The sequence below is a fragment of the Chlorobaculum sp. 24CR genome (assembly GCF_004118635.1).
Lineage (GTDB): Bacteria > Bacteroidota > Chlorobiia > Chlorobiales > Chlorobiaceae > Chlorobaculum.
The window spans coordinates 32,465-47,725 of sequence record NZ_SDGU01000061.1; the positions used below are offsets into that span (position 1 = coordinate 32,465).

A 15,261-nucleotide genomic window follows, 5' to 3' on the forward strand; every position below is an offset into this window, starting at 1 on the left:
AGTATGAAGCGTTACGCCTACTATCAGAGCTGCATCAACGAGGCGATGACCAAAGAGGTCGATCGCTCGATCGACCTCTGGCAGCATGATCTTGGCATTGAACTGGTCAAGTTGCACGAAAGCGCTTGCTGCGGCGGCAGCAACCTCGACTATGTGAGTCCCAAGCAGTTCGCGCTGGTCAACGCGCGCAATATCGCCCTGGCCGAAAAGCTGGGCCTCGACCTGATTGTCTCCTGCAACACCTGCCTGATGACCATCAGAACCGCCAAGAAAAAGCTCGACGAATCGGCTGCATTGCGAGCTGAAGTCAACGAGATTCTCCGCGAAGAGGGGCTCGAATATCGCGGCACCTCCGATGTGCGCCACCTGCTCTGGGTGCTCATCGACGACGTGGGTCTCGACGTCATTCGCAAGAAGGTGAAGACGCCGCTCTCCAAACTTCGCATCGCGCCGTTCTACGGCTGCCATATCCTCCGGCCCTCGACCGTGCTCGGCAAGGACGATCCGCTCGAGCCGACCTCGCTCGATCTGTTGCTCGACGCGCTCGGCGCGAAGTCGATTCCCTACGAGCACAAGAACCGATGCTGCGGCTTCCACACGCTGCTGGTCGCCGAGGAGGAGTCGCTGAACGTGGCCGCTGAGGCGCTGAAGGAGGCGATGGACGAAAAGGCGGACTTCATCGTCACCCCCTGCCCGCTTTGCCACACCGTGCTGGATGGCTATCAGTCGAAGGCGCTCAAGAAAAATGGCGTCAAGGGCTCGATTCCGGTCTATCACCTCTCCGAAGTGGTAGGCCTGGCGCTTGGCTACTCCGATCGCCAGCTCGGCATCAAACGACATATCGTTACAGCCTGATCGATCAGCTTTTACGGGCGCCACGAGAAGGGTGCCCGACTGTTTTAAAATCTGGCTGAAAAAGTGTACTTTTGCACCTGATTATGTTAATGTCCACAAGATTTCCGGGACAGCTCTTTTCCCAACATCAATAACCAATCGCACTCCATGCTCAAAAATGATCTTTTTATCAGGGCGTTGAAAAGGCAGTCGTGCCCCCGTACTCCAATCTGGGTCATGCGCCAGGCTGGCCGTTATCTCCCGGAATATCGCGCCGTCAGGGAGAAAACCGACTTTCTGACCCTTTGCAAAACCCCTGAGCTGGCTTGTGAAGTCACGATTCAGCCAGTCGATCTGATGGGCGTGGACGCCGCAATCATCTTCTCCGACATCCTCGTCGTCAACGAAGCGATGGGCATGAATGTGGAGATCATCGAGACCAAGGGCATCAGGCTCACGCCTCCGATCCGCTCGCAGGCCGACATCGACAAGCTGATCGATCCCGACGTGGACGAAAAGCTTGGCTACGTGCTCGACGCCATTCGCCTCACCAAGAGGGAACTCAACGATCGCGTACCGCTCATCGGCTTCTCCGGCGCTGCATGGACGCTCTTCACCTATGCCGTCGAGGGCGGCGGTTCGAAGAACTACGCCTGGGCCAAGAAGATGATGTACCGCGAGCCGCAGATGGCCCACCAGCTTCTTCAAAAGATCACCACCTGCATCAGCGCCTACCTCGTCAAGCAGGTCGAAGCTGGCGCGGACGCTGTCCAGATTTTCGACTCCTGGGCCAGCGCGCTCTCCGAGGATGACTACCGCGAGTTCGCCCTGCCCTACATCAAGCAGAATGTCGCCGCCGTGAAGGCCGCATACCCGGAAATTCCGGTGATCGTCTTCTCGAAGGATATGAACACCATTCTCTCCGACATCGCCGATACCGGCGCGGACGCTGTCGGCCTCGGCTGGAACATCGATATCGCCAAGGCTCGCAAGGAACTCGGCGATCGCGTCTGTCTCCAGGGCAACATGGATCCGACGGTGCTCTACGGCACTCCGGAGAAGATCAAATCCGAAGCCGCCAAAGTGCTCAGGCAGTTTGGCCAGCACAACGACCACTCAGGCCATGTCTTCAACCTCGGCCACGGCATTCTGCCTGACGTCGATCCGGCCAACCTGAAGTGCCTCGTCGAATTCGTCAAGGAAGAGAGCGCAAAGTACCACTGAGCCGCTTGGTCGATCCCGCTTTCAAAACTCCGCCTGCGTTTGCACGGCGGAGTTTTTTTTGATCGGTCGGGTCTGACCGATCCGTTCGATCTTTTTTATATTGCAGGAATTTTTCAACCAAGCAGTTACGCCATGACCCAGCAGTGCAACTGTTCCGAGGGGAGCGGCGGTTCGGGCCGCTACGAAGGGCTGGTGCTGGAGCGGTTGCTCTACAGTGCCCGCCTCAAGGAGACGGTCGCTCGGCGCGACAGCGACGTGATCGTTGCGATGGCGTCGATGATCGCCGATACCTTCAAAGAGGGGGGAAAGGTGCTGTTGTGCGGCAACGGCGGAAGCGCCGCCGACGCGCAGCATCTGGCCGCCGAACTCACTATCCGGTACCGCAGCTCGGTCAACCGCCCGGCGCTTCCGGCCATCGCGCTCTCGACCGACACCTCCGCCCTGACGGCGGGCGGTAATGACCTCGGCTTCGACGAGGTGTTCGCGCGTCTCGTCGAGGCTTACGGACGTCCGGGGGACATTCTTGTCGGTCTTTCGACCAGCGGCAACAGCTCCAACGTACTCAAGGCGTTGCAAACAGCGCGCAAGCTCGGCTTGAAAACCCTCGCCCTGCTTGGCGGCGACGGCGGCGAAATCAAGCCACATGCCGACCTTGCCGTGGTGGTGCCCCACACCGGCAGCGCCGACAGAGTCCAGGAGTGCCACATCGCCATAGGTCACGTTATCGTCGAGCTCGTCGAAAAAATGATGGGCTACGATTGAGGAGAATTATGAATTATGAATGCTGAATTATGAATTGAGAAATACAGGCCGCGGTGTCTTGTCCACAACGTCCACTTTTTGCAATGAACAAAACCAACCAACACTATGCCGGTTCACAACATAGAAGGCTCACTGAACGCTTCGGGACTCAGGTTCGCGCTCGTGGTTTCGCGATTCAACGATTTCATCGGCCAGAAGCTTGTCGAGGGGGCGATTGACTGCATCGTGCGCCACGGCGGATCGGCTGACCAGATCACCATCATCCGCTGCCCCGGTGCGTTCGAGCTGCCGTCGGTTACGAAGAAAGTTGCGCTGTCGGGCAAGTACGACGCGATTGTCACGCTTGGGGCGATCATTCGCGGCTCGACGCCGCATTTCGACGTGATCGCCGCCGAGGCGACCAAGGGCATCGCGCAGGTCGGCATGGAGGCGGGTATTCCGGTATCGTTCGGCGTACTGACTACCGAAAATCTGGAGCAGGCCATCGAACGGGCCGGCACCAAGGCGGGCAACAAAGGCTTCGACGCCGCGATGACCGCCATCGAAATGGCCAATCTCTACAAGCAGTTTTGAGGGGAGGCTGGTTGCCTGCAATTTATTGCAGGGGCGGCTCTTGTGGCCGCCCTGACTCTCAGGAAAAGGAGCGCAAGGACAAACGGTATTACTACGTCCCGATTCTTTCTTTTCCCATAAGTTCCATAGCTCTCATAAGTCCCATTCTTCCTATTAAGCGGCGCTCTTCTCCAGGTTTTCGCTGATGATCCCGTAACTCTTCTTCATCAGCGCTTCGGCCTTGCCGGGTTCTATCGGTTTGCCGATAATCATCCGTACCTTGCCGTGGTTGATCTTCAAGCTCTTTTTCGGGGTGATGCGGTTGCTGCCGATAATGGTGACCGGCAGTACCGGCACTTTGGCTTTTTCCGCGATGATGAACGCTCCCCGCTTGAAGGGCAGGATGTCGCCGGTTTTCGAGCGGGTGCCTTCGGGGAAAATGTGGATCGAGCGCCCCGACTTGAGCGTGTCGGCGGCTTTCAGCATGCTTTGCAGCGCCTCGCGGTTCTGACCGCGCTTGATGAAGACATACCCTCCCGATTTCAGCGCATGGCCGAACACCGGTATTTTGCCCAGCTCCTCTTTGGCGACGAATCTCAGGTTGAGTTTTATAGCGCCGAGAATCAGCGGAATGTCCGCCATGCCCGCGTGGTTGCTCACGACCAGATACGTTTCGCCGGGTCGGTAATTTTCTTCGCCCTCCACTTCGACGCTTATGCCGAGCACTCTGGCCGAAAAGCGTCCCCACCAGGCGGCAACCTTGTGAAAGCGGTCGCCAGTCGGATCGAAGAGGTTCAGGACGAGCGCATAGAGCATCCCGAAAAACATGACCGGAATGATGACCAGAAAGAAAAGAAGTGTCTGGAGATTCATGGGCCAGCCGTTCAGGTTGCCTGGGTGTCGAGTTCCGAAAGAAAGTTCGCAAGCTCGTCGTACCGGTTGCCGACGAGGGTCGCTTTTTTCGGCTTGTTCATGATCTCCTCCATCGCTTCCGGAAGCGGCACCTCATTGCCGGTCGCCGTTTTGATCGCTTCGTCGAACTTGACCGGGTGAGCCGTCGAAAGCACGACGCCGGGGCGTCCCGCATCGGCATGATCCTGACGGAAACGGTCGAGCGCGCGGTAGCCGACGGCAGTGTGCGGATCCATGACGTAGCCGAATTTCTCATAGACCGAGCGGATCGTTTCGACGGTCTCCGCATCCGACACCGCGATGCCGGTGATCTGTTGGCCCATCTTCCGGAAATCGTCGTCGAAGAAGTAGCGCAGACGTGCGAAGTTGCTCGGATTGCCCACGTCCATCGCCGTGGTCAGCGTGCGGACGGTCGGCTTCGGTTCGTAACGCCCCTCGTCGAGATAGCGGGTGACGCTGTCGTTGGCGTTCGAGGCGGCGATGAAGCCGCCGATCGGAAAGCCCATCATTTTTGCCATCACGCCTGCCGTCAGGTTGCCGTAGTTGCCGCTCGGCACCGAGAAGAGCGGCAGCGCGCCGGGCTGGCGCTGGCGGAGCTGGAGGGCCGCCCAGGCGTAGTAGAACGACTGGGGAATCAGGCGCGAAATGTTGATGGAGTTGGCCGAGGTGAGCGTCAGCTTCTGGCGGAGCGACTGATCGACGAAGGCCTGCTTGACCAGGCGCTGGCAGTCGTCGAAATCGCCCTTCACTTCGAGCGCATGAACGTTGTCGCCCGCCGTGGTGAGCTGCTGCTCCTGAAGTCGGCTCACCTTGCCCGACGGGTAGAGCAGCACCACGCGGGTGTTCGGGATGCCGTGGAATCCGTAAGCCACCGCGCTGCCGGTGTCGCCGGAGGTGGCGACGAGCACCGTGATGAGGCGGCTCTCCTCGGCGGCGAAGTAGCCGGTCATCCGCGCGAGGAAGCGGGCGCCGTAATCCTTGAAGGCGAGCGTCGGGCCGTGAAACAGCTCTTCGACGTAGGTATCCGCGTCAAGCTCGTGCAGCGGCGTCTCGAAGGTGAAGCACTCGTCGATCAGCTCCGAGAGCCGGTCGAGCGGAATTTCGTCGCCAACAAACTTCTTGGCGATGGCGAAGGCGATATTGTTGAACGAACCGCTCTTGAGCAGCGCGATCTCTTCGACTGAAAAGCGAGGCATCGTCGATGGCACGTACAAACCACCGTCGGGCGCGAGTCCTTCGAGGGTGGCTTTTTTCATCGTGACGGGAGCGGAGGCTTTCGTCGTGCTGTAGAAGATCATATCGTGATGCGTTTCAAGGAGTTGAGCTGATGATGCGCGCGCCCTGGCTGCAAATTGGCGAGACCCACATGTCCGACTGGAGGGCGGCCTTCGAGCGGAGGAACGCATCCTGCATGGCAGCGCCAACCGTTTCGGCGCTCTGCCGGGACGACGAAAAGGCGAAGACCGACGGCCCGGAACCGGCGATGCTGCAACCGAGCGCCCCCGCGTCGAGCGCCGACTGCTTGACCTCCACGAAGCCCGGAATGAGCGGCGCGCGTTTCGGCTCGGCGACTACATCCACCAGCGCCCGTCCGATCAGGTCGTAATCCTCCATCAACAGGCCCGTGACCAGCGCGCCGACGTTGCCCCATTGTTGCGTGGCGACCGAGAGCGGAATTGACTTTGGCAGCACGGAGCGAGCGAACGAGGTCTTGAGTTCGGTGTGCGGATGCACGAGCGTACAGAAGAGGTTGGCCGGAGGCCGGATGGTGATGAGGTCGAGGGGATTGTAGCTGCGGATCAGAATGAAGTTGCCGAGCATGGCCGGAGCGGCGTTGTCGGCATGAGCCGAACCGCAGGCGACGCGCTCGCCCTCGATGGCGAAATGCACCAGCTCCATTTTGGTGCAAGGCGATCCGAACAGTTCGTTGGCCGCTATCAGCGCTGCCGCCGCGCTGGCCGCGCTGCTGCCCATGCCGCTCGAAAGGGGCAGATTTTTTTTGAGCAGCAGGTCGATATGGCCGTCAAAAGTAATGCCTTTCGTGGTGCGGATATATTCAAGAAACTTGAGGACAACGAAGCTCGACGTGTTTTTTTTCGGATCGAGCGGCAGCGCTCCGCCGTCACCCACAATCGAGGTGATCGAAACGGGGCAGTCGCTCCGGCGCTCGTCGTGAAGGCTCAGAACGACCTCATCGCCCGGTTCGGTAATGGCGAAGCCGAGGACGTCGAAACCGCAGGCAACGTTTCCAACCGTTGCTGAAGCAAATCCAGTGACGGTTTTCATGGCGTGACAGGGGGAAAGATTCCTGATTCAGTCTGTTGACGAAGTGGTCCGGAAACGGCGATTATCCAAATTGGTTCTGGCATTTGAATAACTGAATGCTTTTCATTAAATTCTGAATCAATTTTCAGGAGAGTTACAGGCCGTAGCCGGAATCATGAGAAGGTACGGAGAATCTTTTGCTTTTCTTAACAATAACCTATCGATTTCCATATGTCAACAGCAGTCAGACCCGATGAGGTGTCTTCCATACTCCGCAAGCAGCTCGCAGGTTTCGAGTCGGAAGCGGATGTTTATGATGTAGGAACCGTGCTGCAGGTCGGTGACGGTATCGCCCGTATTTACGGCTTGTCCAAGGTGGCCGCGGGTGAACTCCTCGAATTTCCCCACAATGTGATGGGAATGGCTTTAAACCTCGAAGAAGACAACGTCGGTGCTGTGCTGTTCGGCGAGTCCAATGCGGTCAAGGAAGGCGACACGGTCAAGAGAACCAGCATTCTCGCTTCGATTCCGGTCGGCGAGGCCATGCTCGGCAGGGTCATCAATCCGCTCGGCGAGCCTATCGATGGCAAAGGGCCGATCAATGCGCAAATGCGTTTGCCGCTTGAGCGTCGCGCTCCCGGCGTTATTTTCCGTAAATCGGTGCACGAGCCGCTCCAGACCGGCCTGAAGGCTATCGACGCCATGATCCCGATTGGCCGCGGCCAGCGTGAGCTGATTATCGGCGACCGCCAGACCGGCAAGACCGCCGTGGCGATCGACACGATCATCAACCAGAAAGGCAAAGGCGTTTATTGCATCTATGTGGCTGTCGGTCTGAAAGGCTCGACCGTCGCCCAGGTGGTCAACACCCTCGAAAAGTATGGCGCGATGGAATACACCACCGTCATTTCCGCTACCGCCTCTGACCCGGCTCCGCTCCAGTTCATTGCTCCGTTTGCCGGCGCGACCATCGGCGAGTTCTTCCGCGACACCGGCCGCCACGCGCTGGTCGTCTATGATGATCTCTCCAAGCAGGCCGTGGCCTATCGCCAGCTCTCCCTGCTCCTTCGCCGTCCGCCAGGCCGCGAAGCTTACCCCGGTGACGTGTTCTATCTGCACTCCCGCCTTCTTGAGAGGGCTGCAAAGATCACCGACGATATCGAGGTGGCCAGGAAGATGAACGATCTGCCCGAACCGTTGAAGCCTCTTGTCAAGGGCGGCGGCAGCCTCACGGCGCTTCCGGTCATCGAAACGCAGGCTGGTGACGTGTCGGCCTACATTCCGACCAACGTGATTTCGATCACCGACGGTCAGATATTCCTTGAGTCGAACCTGTTCAACGCAGGTCAGCGTCCGGCTATCAACGTCGGTATCTCGGTCTCCCGCGTCGGCGGCGCCGCGCAGATCAAGGCGATGAAGAAAGTTGCCGGTACGCTCAGGCTTGACCTGGCCCAGTTCCGTGAACTCGAAGCCTTCTCGAAATTCGGTTCCGACCTCGACAAAACCACCAAGGCGCAGCTCGACCGCGGCGGCCGTCTGGTCGAAATCCTCAAGCAGGGTCAGTATATTCCGATGCCGGTCGAGAAGCAGGTCGCCATCATTTTTGTTGGTACGCAGGGGCTGCTCGATTCGGTTGACCTCAAGCAGGTTCGCCGTTTTGAAGAGGAGTTCCTCGCCATGCTCGAGCAGAAGCATCCCGAGATTTTCTCATCGATTGCCGAGAAGGGTTCGCTTGAGTCCGACATCGCTGCAAAGCTGAAAGATGTGGCTCAGAAGTTTGTCGCCTCTTTCAAGGAGAAGAACAAAGCCTGAGGGCAGATGCAAAAGTGAGCCGAACGCCCCTGTAACATCAGGGGCGTTCGCAAGATTATTCGGCAATACCAACAATGTTTCGGAATACATGCCTACTTTAAAGGACATACGCATACGCCTCAAGGGTATCAAATCCACGCAGCAGGTGACCAAGGCCATGAAGATGGTCGCGGCCGCCAAGCTCAGAAGAGCGCAGGATCGGGCGATCCAGGCCCGTCCGTATGCCGGGAAACTGAAAGAGATGCTTGCGTCCCTTTCGAGCAAGGTCGATACCTCAGTCAATCCCCTGCTCTCGCCCCGCGAAGAGGTCAGTAACGTGCTGGTCATTCTGGTCACTTCTGACAGGGGACTGTGCGGCGGTTTCAACACCAACATCATCAAGGCCGCCCAGAGGGTCATTCACGAAGATTATGCGGCGCTTCACGCCAAGGGCGGCGTCACCATGATCTGCGCAGGCACCAAGGGCGCCGAGTTTTTCCGCAAGAGGGGATACAAGCTGGCGGCCGGTTATCCCGGCGTGTTCCAGAATCTCAGCTTCGACTCGGCCAGGGAGATTGCCGATACGGCCTCGAAGATGTACCTGAGCGGCGAGGTCGATCGTGTCGTGCTGGTCTATAACGAGTTCAAATCGGTGCTTGCGCCGAACCTCAGAACCGAGCAGCTTCTGCCGATCACTCCCGAAGAGGGCGACGCCAAAACCGCAAGCAGCGAGTACTTGTACGAACCATCGCCAGCGGCCATTATCGACGAGCTTGTGCCCAAGCACCTCAATACCCAGGTCTGGAGGGTGATGCTTGAGTCCAATGCCGCCGAGCAGGCAGCCCGAATGGCTGCCATGGATTCGGCCACGGAGAACGCCAAGGAGCTGATCCGTTTGCTTAACATCAGCTACAACCGCGCTCGCCAGGCGGCTATTACCAAGGAACTGAGCGAAATCGTCGCCGGCGCCGACGCTCTGAAGCAGGGCTGACCGCAGCAGCAAGAGCTATTTTATCAGAAAGCGCCTCGAACCGGGCGCTTTCTGTGTTTTTTGGAGGCCGCGTTGATTCGGCAGAATTCCGCCTTAACCAAAACTCACCGAAAAAGAGCACTCACTGGTTTGTTTTATTCACTTGTCCGTGAGAAATTAGTAAGTCATTTCTTTACGGTAACGCACCATTGTTCAGCATGAGGGTATTCAAGTTCGGGGGTTCGTCGATTGCTTCGGCGGCAAAGATCGGCAATGTGGCTGGCATCATCAGCAAGGAGCTGGAGCGCTCGGAGCTTATCGTCGTGGTTTCGGCGATAGGCAGGGTGACTGACATGCTGGCCGAGACTGCGTCGCTGGCGGGCAAAGGCGATGCGACGTATCGCGAAAAGCTCGATGCCATCGCGTCGCTGCATGGAGGTGTCATTCGCGAACTGTTCGGGAGCGCGGCGTCGGCGGAGGAGCCTTGGGTCGCCGGGCTGATGGCCGAGCTGAGCGATGTGCTGCACGGCGTATTTCTTCTTCGGGAGCTTTCCGGCAAGAGCCTCGCCCTTGTGCTGAGTTACGGCGAGCGGCTGTCGTGCCGGATCGTGAGCCGCTACCTGCACGTTTCGAGCACTCCCTCCGAGTGCGTCGATGCGCGCGAGCTGATTGTGACCGACGACAACCATTGCTTTGCCAAGGTCGATCGCCTGGCGACCGGCAAGCTGATTCACGAACGATTCCGGAGTCTCGATCCGCTTCCAGTCGTCACCGGCTTCATCGCCTCAGCGCCGGATGGCAGCGTGACCAACCTCGGTCGCGGCGGTTCCGACTTCACGGCGACCATCCTCGGCGCGGCGCTCCATGCCGAAGAGGTGTGGATATGGACCGATGTCGATGGTTTCTACAGCGCCGATCCGAAGCGGGTGCCCGATGCGCGGGTCATTCCGGAGATCAGCTATGCCGAGGCGATGGAGCTGTCGCACGCCGGCGCGAAGGTGCTGCATCCTCTCGCCGTGCAGCCGGTCATGAAAGCGGGCATTCCGTTGCGGATCAAGAATTCGTTCAACCCCGGCAGTCCCGGAACGAGGATCGGAATCGAGGCGGCGAGTGCCGCGGGGCGTCCGGGCACAGTCACCGGCCTGACTTCGATCAACCACGTGGTGCTGCTCAGTCTCTCCGGCAGCGGCATGGCGGGCGTACCGGGCACGGCGTCGCGCTTGTTCACCTGCCTCGCGCGCCATGCCATCAACATCATCTTCATTTCGCAGGCCTCGTCTGAACAGTCGATCAGCCTGGCCATCGCGCCCGGACAGGCGACGACGGCCAAAAAGGTGCTCGAAGAGGAGTTCGCCCGCGAAATCGAGGAGCGTCGGATCGAGGCGGTCAGCGTCCGCCGCAATCTGGCGATGGTGGCCGTGGTGGGCAACAAGATGTCGGGCCATCCCGGCGTTTCGGCGCAGCTCTTCGAGACGCTCGGCAAAAACGGCGTCAACGTGATCGCCGTCGCGCAGGGGGCCAACGAAATGAACATTTCGCTGGTCATCGACAATCCGGACGAAGACAAGGCGCTCAACTGCATCCACGAGTCCTTCTTCCTCTCGATGCGCAAGGTGCACGTTTTCATCGCGGGCACCGGCACCATCGCCAAAAGTCTCATCAGCCAGATCCGCCAGCATCGCCTGACCCTGCAAAAAGAGATGGCGCTCGACGTCGTGGTCGCCGGGCTGGCCAACACCCGCTCGATGTGCATCGATCCCGCAGGCATCGACCTCGAACACTGGCACGATTCGCTGAAGCCGCGCGAATCGCACGAGGGGATCGGCCAGTACATCCGCCTGATTCAGGAGCGGAACCTGCACAACACCATCGTCGTTGACTGCACGGCGAGCAAGCATGTAGCCGAGAGCTACCCCGCGCTGCTCCGCGCGAACATCTCCGTCGCCACGGCCAACAAGCTCGGCATGGCGGGGGCGTGGGAGCTGTACGCCGAGATCATGGAGGCGCTGCGCTCCAGCAACGCGAAGTTCCTCTACGAAACCAACGTCGGCGCGGGCCTGCCGGTCATCAACACGCTCAACGACCTGAAGAACAGCGGCGACAAGATCGTCTGCATCGAGGGGGTGCTGTCGGGAACCTTGAGCTTCATCTTCAACGAGCTGCGCAAGGGCGGGCGCTTCAGCGAAATTGTCCGCAAAGCCAAGGAGGCCGGCTACACCGAACCCGATCCGCGCGACGACCTCTCCGGGGCCGATTTCGCCCGCAAGCTGCTCATTCTCGGCAGGGAGCTTGGCTACCGGTTGGAGTACGCTGACGTCGAGTGCCAGAGCCTGGTGCCCGAAGCGCTGCGCGGCGAGATGTCACCTGCCGAATTCCTCGATGGCCTCGCCTCCATCGACGACTGGTACGTCGAGGAGATGGCGATCGCGGCGAGCGAGGGGATGACCATCGCCTACACCGGCGAGCTTCGGGATGGCAAGGCGAAGGTGGGCTTGAAGCGCGTACCGCTCGAAAGCCCGGTGGCCGGGCTGAACGGCACGGAGAACCTCGTGGTCTTCACCACCGGGCGTTATCTGAAAACGCCGCTCGTGGTCAAGGGGCCGGGAGCGGGCGGCGAGGTGACGGCGGGCGGCGTTTTTGCCGACATTCTCCGGATTGCGAGCTATCTGGTTTGAGACGCTGACATGAAGGCGATCATCATCTCCATCGGCGACGAACTGCTCAAGGGGCACCGGGTCAACACCAACGCTCCCTTTATCGCTCGCGAACTGGGCGGCATCGGCATTGCCGTCAGTCGCATCGTCGCCTGTTCGGACGATCCGCAGGCGATTCGCGACACCGTGGCATCGGCGCTCGCCGACGCCGAGGCGGTGCTCGTGACCGGCGGCCTCGGCCCGACCAGCGACGACCGGACTCGCGACGCGGTGCGGGAGCTGCTCGGTCGCGGCCTGGTGCTCGACGAGCCGTCGTTCGAGCGCCTCGCCGACTACTTCCGCCGTCGCCGCCGTCCCGTGACCGACGCGATGAAAGATCAGGCGATGGTGATCGAGGGCGCGGCGGCGATCCCGAACACGAAGGGCACGGCGCCCGGCATGATGATCGAGTGCGCCCCGCGGTTCGCCGGTCGCTACCTCGTGCTGATGCCCGGTGTGCCCGCCGAGATGGAGGCGATGATGCGGCTCACCGTCATTCCCTTCTTCGCGCCGCTCTCCGGCGCGTTCATCCGCCACACCCCAGTCATGACGATGGGCATCGGCGAAACGCTGCTGGCGGAGATGATCGCCGAGGTCGAGGAGGCGCTGCCCTCCGGCACGACCCTCGCCTATCTTCCGCACGCCGCCGGAGTCAGCCTCATGGTGAGCACGTCGGGAGCTTGCCGCGAAGCGGTCGATGCGGAGAATCGCCATGTGGTCGAGGCTATCGTGGCGAAAGCGGGCCATTTCGTCTATGCCACCTCCGAAGAGACGCTCGAAGAGGTTGTCGTCCGCACACTGCTCGACAGGAAGCTCACGGTGGCCGTTGCCGAGTCGTGCACCGGCGGGCTGGTGGGCAGCCGCCTGACCGACGTGCCCGGTTCGTCGGGCTGCTTTCTCGAAGGGTTGGTCACCTACAGCAACCAGGCTAAAGCGCGGCTGCTCGGCGTCGATCCGGCGATCATCGAGCGACACGGCGCGGTCAGCGAGCCGGTCGCCGCCGAGATGGCTCGCGGCTGCTTGCTGAACAGCGGCGCGGACATCGCCGTGGCCACCACCGGCATCGCCGGGCCGGGCGGCGGAACGCCCGAAAAGCCGGTCGGCACGATCTGCGTCGGCGTCGCCTCGAAGTCGTCCGATGGCTCGGTGCAAGTCGAGGCAACCCGCCTTGCCATGTATGGCGACCGCCGCCAGAACAAAATCCGCTTCAGCGAGGCTGCGCTTCGAGGGTTGCTCGTGCGGCTGAAAGCGATGGAATCCTGATATTTTTCAGCGACGCTTTCAACCGCTTCCGGATTGTGTAACTTTGCTGGATGATCCTGTGTGCCGGGATCGGCCCGGATGAGACTGAATCCATTGAAAACCGCATGTTCATTTTATGGCCTCCATTGCAAGACTTCCCGATATTGTTGCCAACAAAATCTCCGCTGGCGAGGTGGTGCAGCGCCCGGCCTCGGCGGTCAAGGAGCTGATCGAAAATTCCATCGACTCCGGCGCGAGCCGCATCACCGTCATCATCAAGGATGCGGGCCGCCAGCTCATCCAGATTATCGACAACGGCTGCGGCATGGAGAGCGACGACGTGCTGCTCAGCGTGGAGCGCTTCGCCACCAGCAAGATCACGGGCGTTGACGACCTCGACGCACTCCGGACGCTCGGCTTCCGTGGCGAGGCGCTGGCGAGCATCTCGTCAGTCTCGCACTTCGAGCTGAAGACCCGCAAGGCGGGCAATCCGCTCGGCATTCTGCTCAAAAGCGACGGAGGCGTCGTCGAAACGCCGCAGCCCGCGCAGTGCGAAACCGGCACCTCTATTTCGGTCAGGAACCTCTTCTTTAACGTGCCCGCCCGGCGCAAGTTCCTCAAATCCAACGCTACCGAGTTCAAGCACATCCACGAAACGGTCAAGGCGTTCGTCCTCTCCTATCCCGAAATCGAGTGGCGTATGATGAACGACGACGAGGAGCTGTTCCACTTCCGCACTCCCGATGCGCGCGAGCGGCTGAGTCACTTTTACGGCGAGGGATTCGGCGAGAGCCTCATCGAAGTGACCGAAGAGAACGACTACATGACCATCGGCGGTTATCTCGGCAAACCGGGCATGATGGTGCGTCAGAAGTACGACCAGTACTTTTTTATCAATCGCCGCCTCATCCAGAACCGGATGCTCGTGCAGGCAGTGCAGCAGGCGTATGGCGAATTGCTCGAAGAGCGGCAGTCCCCCTTCGCGCTTTTGTTCCTCGGTCTCGATCCCTCGCTGGTGGATGTGAACGTCCATCCGGCCAAGCTCGAAGTGCGCTTCGAGGACGAAAAAAGCATCCGGAGCATGGTCTATCCGGTGGTCAAACGCGCTGTGCAGACGGCCGATTTTTCGCCGGAAGCGTTGGCTTCGACGCCATCCGCATCCGAAAATTCCCGCGAAGGCGGGTTGCCGGATGCGTCGTCGCGAAAGCTCTCGTACTCCTCGTTTTCCGGGAAAGCCTCGACGACGGGTGATCTGTACAAAAACTACAGGGAGGGAGCGTTCAGCGCTCCCGCCGCCGCGCCTTCGCTTTTCGACTCTTCGCCGGAAACCTCGCTGTTCGGCGGAAGCAGGCCGGCTCCGATGGTGCAGGAGTCGCTGCTGACTCCGTCAGCGGATGAGCCGGGCATCGCCGACGAGCAGAACCCGATTGCGCCGGACAAGGAGCCGAAAATCTGGCAGTTGCACAACAAGTACATCATCTGCCAGATCAAGACGGGGTTGATGATTATCGACCAGCACGTTGCTCACGAGCGGGTGCTCTACGAACGCGCCATCGAGGTGATGAACGAGGCCGCGCCGAACTCGCAGCAACTGCTCTTTCCGCAGAAGATCGACCTCAAGCCCTGGCAGTACGAGGTGTACGAAGAGGTCAGTGGCGAGTTGTACCGGCTCGGGTTCAATATCCGGCCGTTCGGCGGCATGAGCGTCATGATCGAGGGGGTGCCGCCCGATGTGCGCGACGGCGCGGAGGCGACGATCTTGCAGGACATGATCGCCGAGTATCAAGAGAACGCGGCAAAGCTGAAGCTCGAAAAGCGCGACAACCTCGCCAAATCGTACTCGTGCCGCAACGCCATCATGACCGGTCAGAAGCTCGGCGTCGATGAGATGCGGATGCTCATCGACCGCCTCTTCGCCACCCGGATGCCCTACGTCTGCCCGCACGGACGCCCGGTGATTATCCGCCTGTCGCTCGGCGAACTCGATCGCATGTTCGGGAGAACGTAGGGGGGAGA

12 protein-coding genes are annotated in these 15,261 nt (G+C 60.1%); 9 read left to right on the forward strand and 3 right to left on the reverse strand.

Going from position 1 to position 15,261, the window contains the following annotated elements:
• Positions 1–3 precede the first annotated feature (3 nt).
• From EST62_RS10850 to ribE, 4 genes are all read left to right on the forward strand, one after another.
• Entirely contained in the window at positions 4–855 is an 852-nt protein-coding gene (locus EST62_RS10850) for a CoB--CoM heterodisulfide reductase iron-sulfur subunit B family protein (RefSeq protein WP_129052098.1), read from the forward strand.
• Between the two features lie 147 nt (positions 856–1,002).
• Positions 1,003–2,058, forward strand: a complete 1,056-nt coding sequence (gene hemE / locus EST62_RS10855) for a uroporphyrinogen decarboxylase (RefSeq protein WP_129052099.1) — start codon at positions 1,003–1,005, stop codon at positions 2,056–2,058.
• Between the two features lie 132 nt (positions 2,059–2,190).
• Positions 2,191–2,820, forward strand: a complete 630-nt coding sequence (gene gmhA, locus EST62_RS10860) for a D-sedoheptulose 7-phosphate isomerase (RefSeq protein WP_129052100.1) — start codon at positions 2,191–2,193, stop codon at positions 2,818–2,820.
• A 105-nt stretch (positions 2,821–2,925) separates the two neighbouring features.
• Entirely contained in the window at positions 2,926–3,393 is a 468-nt protein-coding gene (gene ribE, locus EST62_RS10865) for a 6,7-dimethyl-8-ribityllumazine synthase (protein WP_129052101.1), read from the forward strand.
• Positions 3,394–3,546: 153 nt separating this feature from the next.
• Here the strand turns inward: ribE and EST62_RS10870 are convergent, their stop codons facing one another.
• The 3 genes from EST62_RS10870 to EST62_RS10880 are packed head-to-tail and all read right to left on the reverse strand — an operon-like array spanning position 3,547 to position 6,570.
• Complete coding sequence (locus EST62_RS10870; protein WP_129052102.1) at positions 3,547–4,245, reverse strand: 1-acyl-sn-glycerol-3-phosphate acyltransferase; 699 nt, start codon at positions 4,243–4,245, stop codon at positions 3,547–3,549.
• 11 nt (positions 4,246–4,256) lie between these two features.
• Entirely contained in the window at positions 4,257–5,582 is a 1,326-nt protein-coding gene (thrC, locus tag EST62_RS10875) for a threonine synthase (protein ID WP_129052103.1), read from the reverse strand.
• Between the two features lie 13 nt (positions 5,583–5,595).
• Complete coding sequence (locus EST62_RS10880; RefSeq protein WP_129052104.1) at positions 5,596–6,570, reverse strand: homoserine kinase; 975 nt, start codon at positions 6,568–6,570, stop codon at positions 5,596–5,598.
• Between the two features lie 210 nt (positions 6,571–6,780).
• Here EST62_RS10880 and atpA point away from each other — a divergent pair, with 210 nt between their 5' ends.
• From atpA to mutL, 5 genes are all read left to right on the forward strand, one after another.
• Positions 6,781–8,361, forward strand: coding sequence for a F0F1 ATP synthase subunit alpha (atpA, locus tag EST62_RS10885; protein WP_129052105.1), 1,581 nt, complete (start codon positions 6,781–6,783; stop codon positions 8,359–8,361).
• A gap of 88 nt (positions 8,362–8,449) precedes the next feature.
• Positions 8,450–9,331, forward strand: coding sequence for a F0F1 ATP synthase subunit gamma (locus EST62_RS10890; RefSeq protein ID WP_129052106.1), 882 nt, complete (start codon positions 8,450–8,452; stop codon positions 9,329–9,331).
• 197 nt (positions 9,332–9,528) lie between these two features.
• Positions 9,529–11,985: a bifunctional aspartate kinase/homoserine dehydrogenase I gene (gene thrA, locus EST62_RS10895; RefSeq protein WP_129052107.1), complete on the forward strand. Its 2,457-nt coding sequence runs from the start codon at positions 9,529–9,531 to the stop codon at positions 11,983–11,985.
• Between the two features lie 9 nt (positions 11,986–11,994).
• Entirely contained in the window at positions 11,995–13,266 is a 1,272-nt protein-coding gene (locus tag EST62_RS10900) for a CinA family nicotinamide mononucleotide deamidase-related protein (protein WP_129052108.1), read from the forward strand.
• A 115-nt stretch (positions 13,267–13,381) separates the two neighbouring features.
• Entirely contained in the window at positions 13,382–15,253 is a 1,872-nt protein-coding gene (gene mutL, locus EST62_RS10905) for a DNA mismatch repair endonuclease MutL (RefSeq protein ID WP_129052109.1), read from the forward strand.
• The last annotated feature ends 8 nt before the right edge of the window (positions 15,254–15,261 follow it).

Excerpts from the sequence above, each read along its gene's own strand:
- EST62_RS10850 (WP_129052098.1), top strand. The coding sequence starts at position 4 with ATGAAGCGTTACGCCTACTATCAGAGCTGCATCAACGAGGCGATGACC.
- hemE (WP_129052099.1), top strand. The coding sequence starts at position 1,003 with ATGCTCAAAAATGATCTTTTTATCAGGGCGTTGAAAAGGCAGTCGTGC.
- gmhA (WP_129052100.1), top strand. The coding sequence starts at position 2,191 with ATGACCCAGCAGTGCAACTGTTCCGAGGGGAGCGGCGGTTCGGGCCGC.
- ribE (WP_129052101.1), top strand. The coding sequence starts at position 2,926 with ATGCCGGTTCACAACATAGAAGGCTCACTGAACGCTTCGGGACTCAGG.
- EST62_RS10870 (WP_129052102.1), bottom strand. The coding sequence starts at position 4,245 with ATGAATCTCCAGACACTTCTTTTCTTTCTGGTCATCATTCCGGTCATG.
- thrC (WP_129052103.1), bottom strand. The coding sequence starts at position 5,582 with ATGATCTTCTACAGCACGACGAAAGCCTCCGCTCCCGTCACGATGAAA.
- EST62_RS10880 (WP_129052104.1), bottom strand. The coding sequence starts at position 6,570 with ATGAAAACCGTCACTGGATTTGCTTCAGCAACGGTTGGAAACGTTGCC.
- atpA (WP_129052105.1), top strand. The coding sequence starts at position 6,781 with ATGTCAACAGCAGTCAGACCCGATGAGGTGTCTTCCATACTCCGCAAG.
- EST62_RS10890 (WP_129052106.1), top strand. The coding sequence starts at position 8,450 with ATGCCTACTTTAAAGGACATACGCATACGCCTCAAGGGTATCAAATCC.
- thrA (WP_129052107.1), top strand. The coding sequence starts at position 9,529 with ATGAGGGTATTCAAGTTCGGGGGTTCGTCGATTGCTTCGGCGGCAAAG.
- EST62_RS10900 (WP_129052108.1), top strand. The coding sequence starts at position 11,995 with ATGAAGGCGATCATCATCTCCATCGGCGACGAACTGCTCAAGGGGCAC.
- mutL (WP_129052109.1), top strand. The coding sequence starts at position 13,382 with ATGGCCTCCATTGCAAGACTTCCCGATATTGTTGCCAACAAAATCTCC.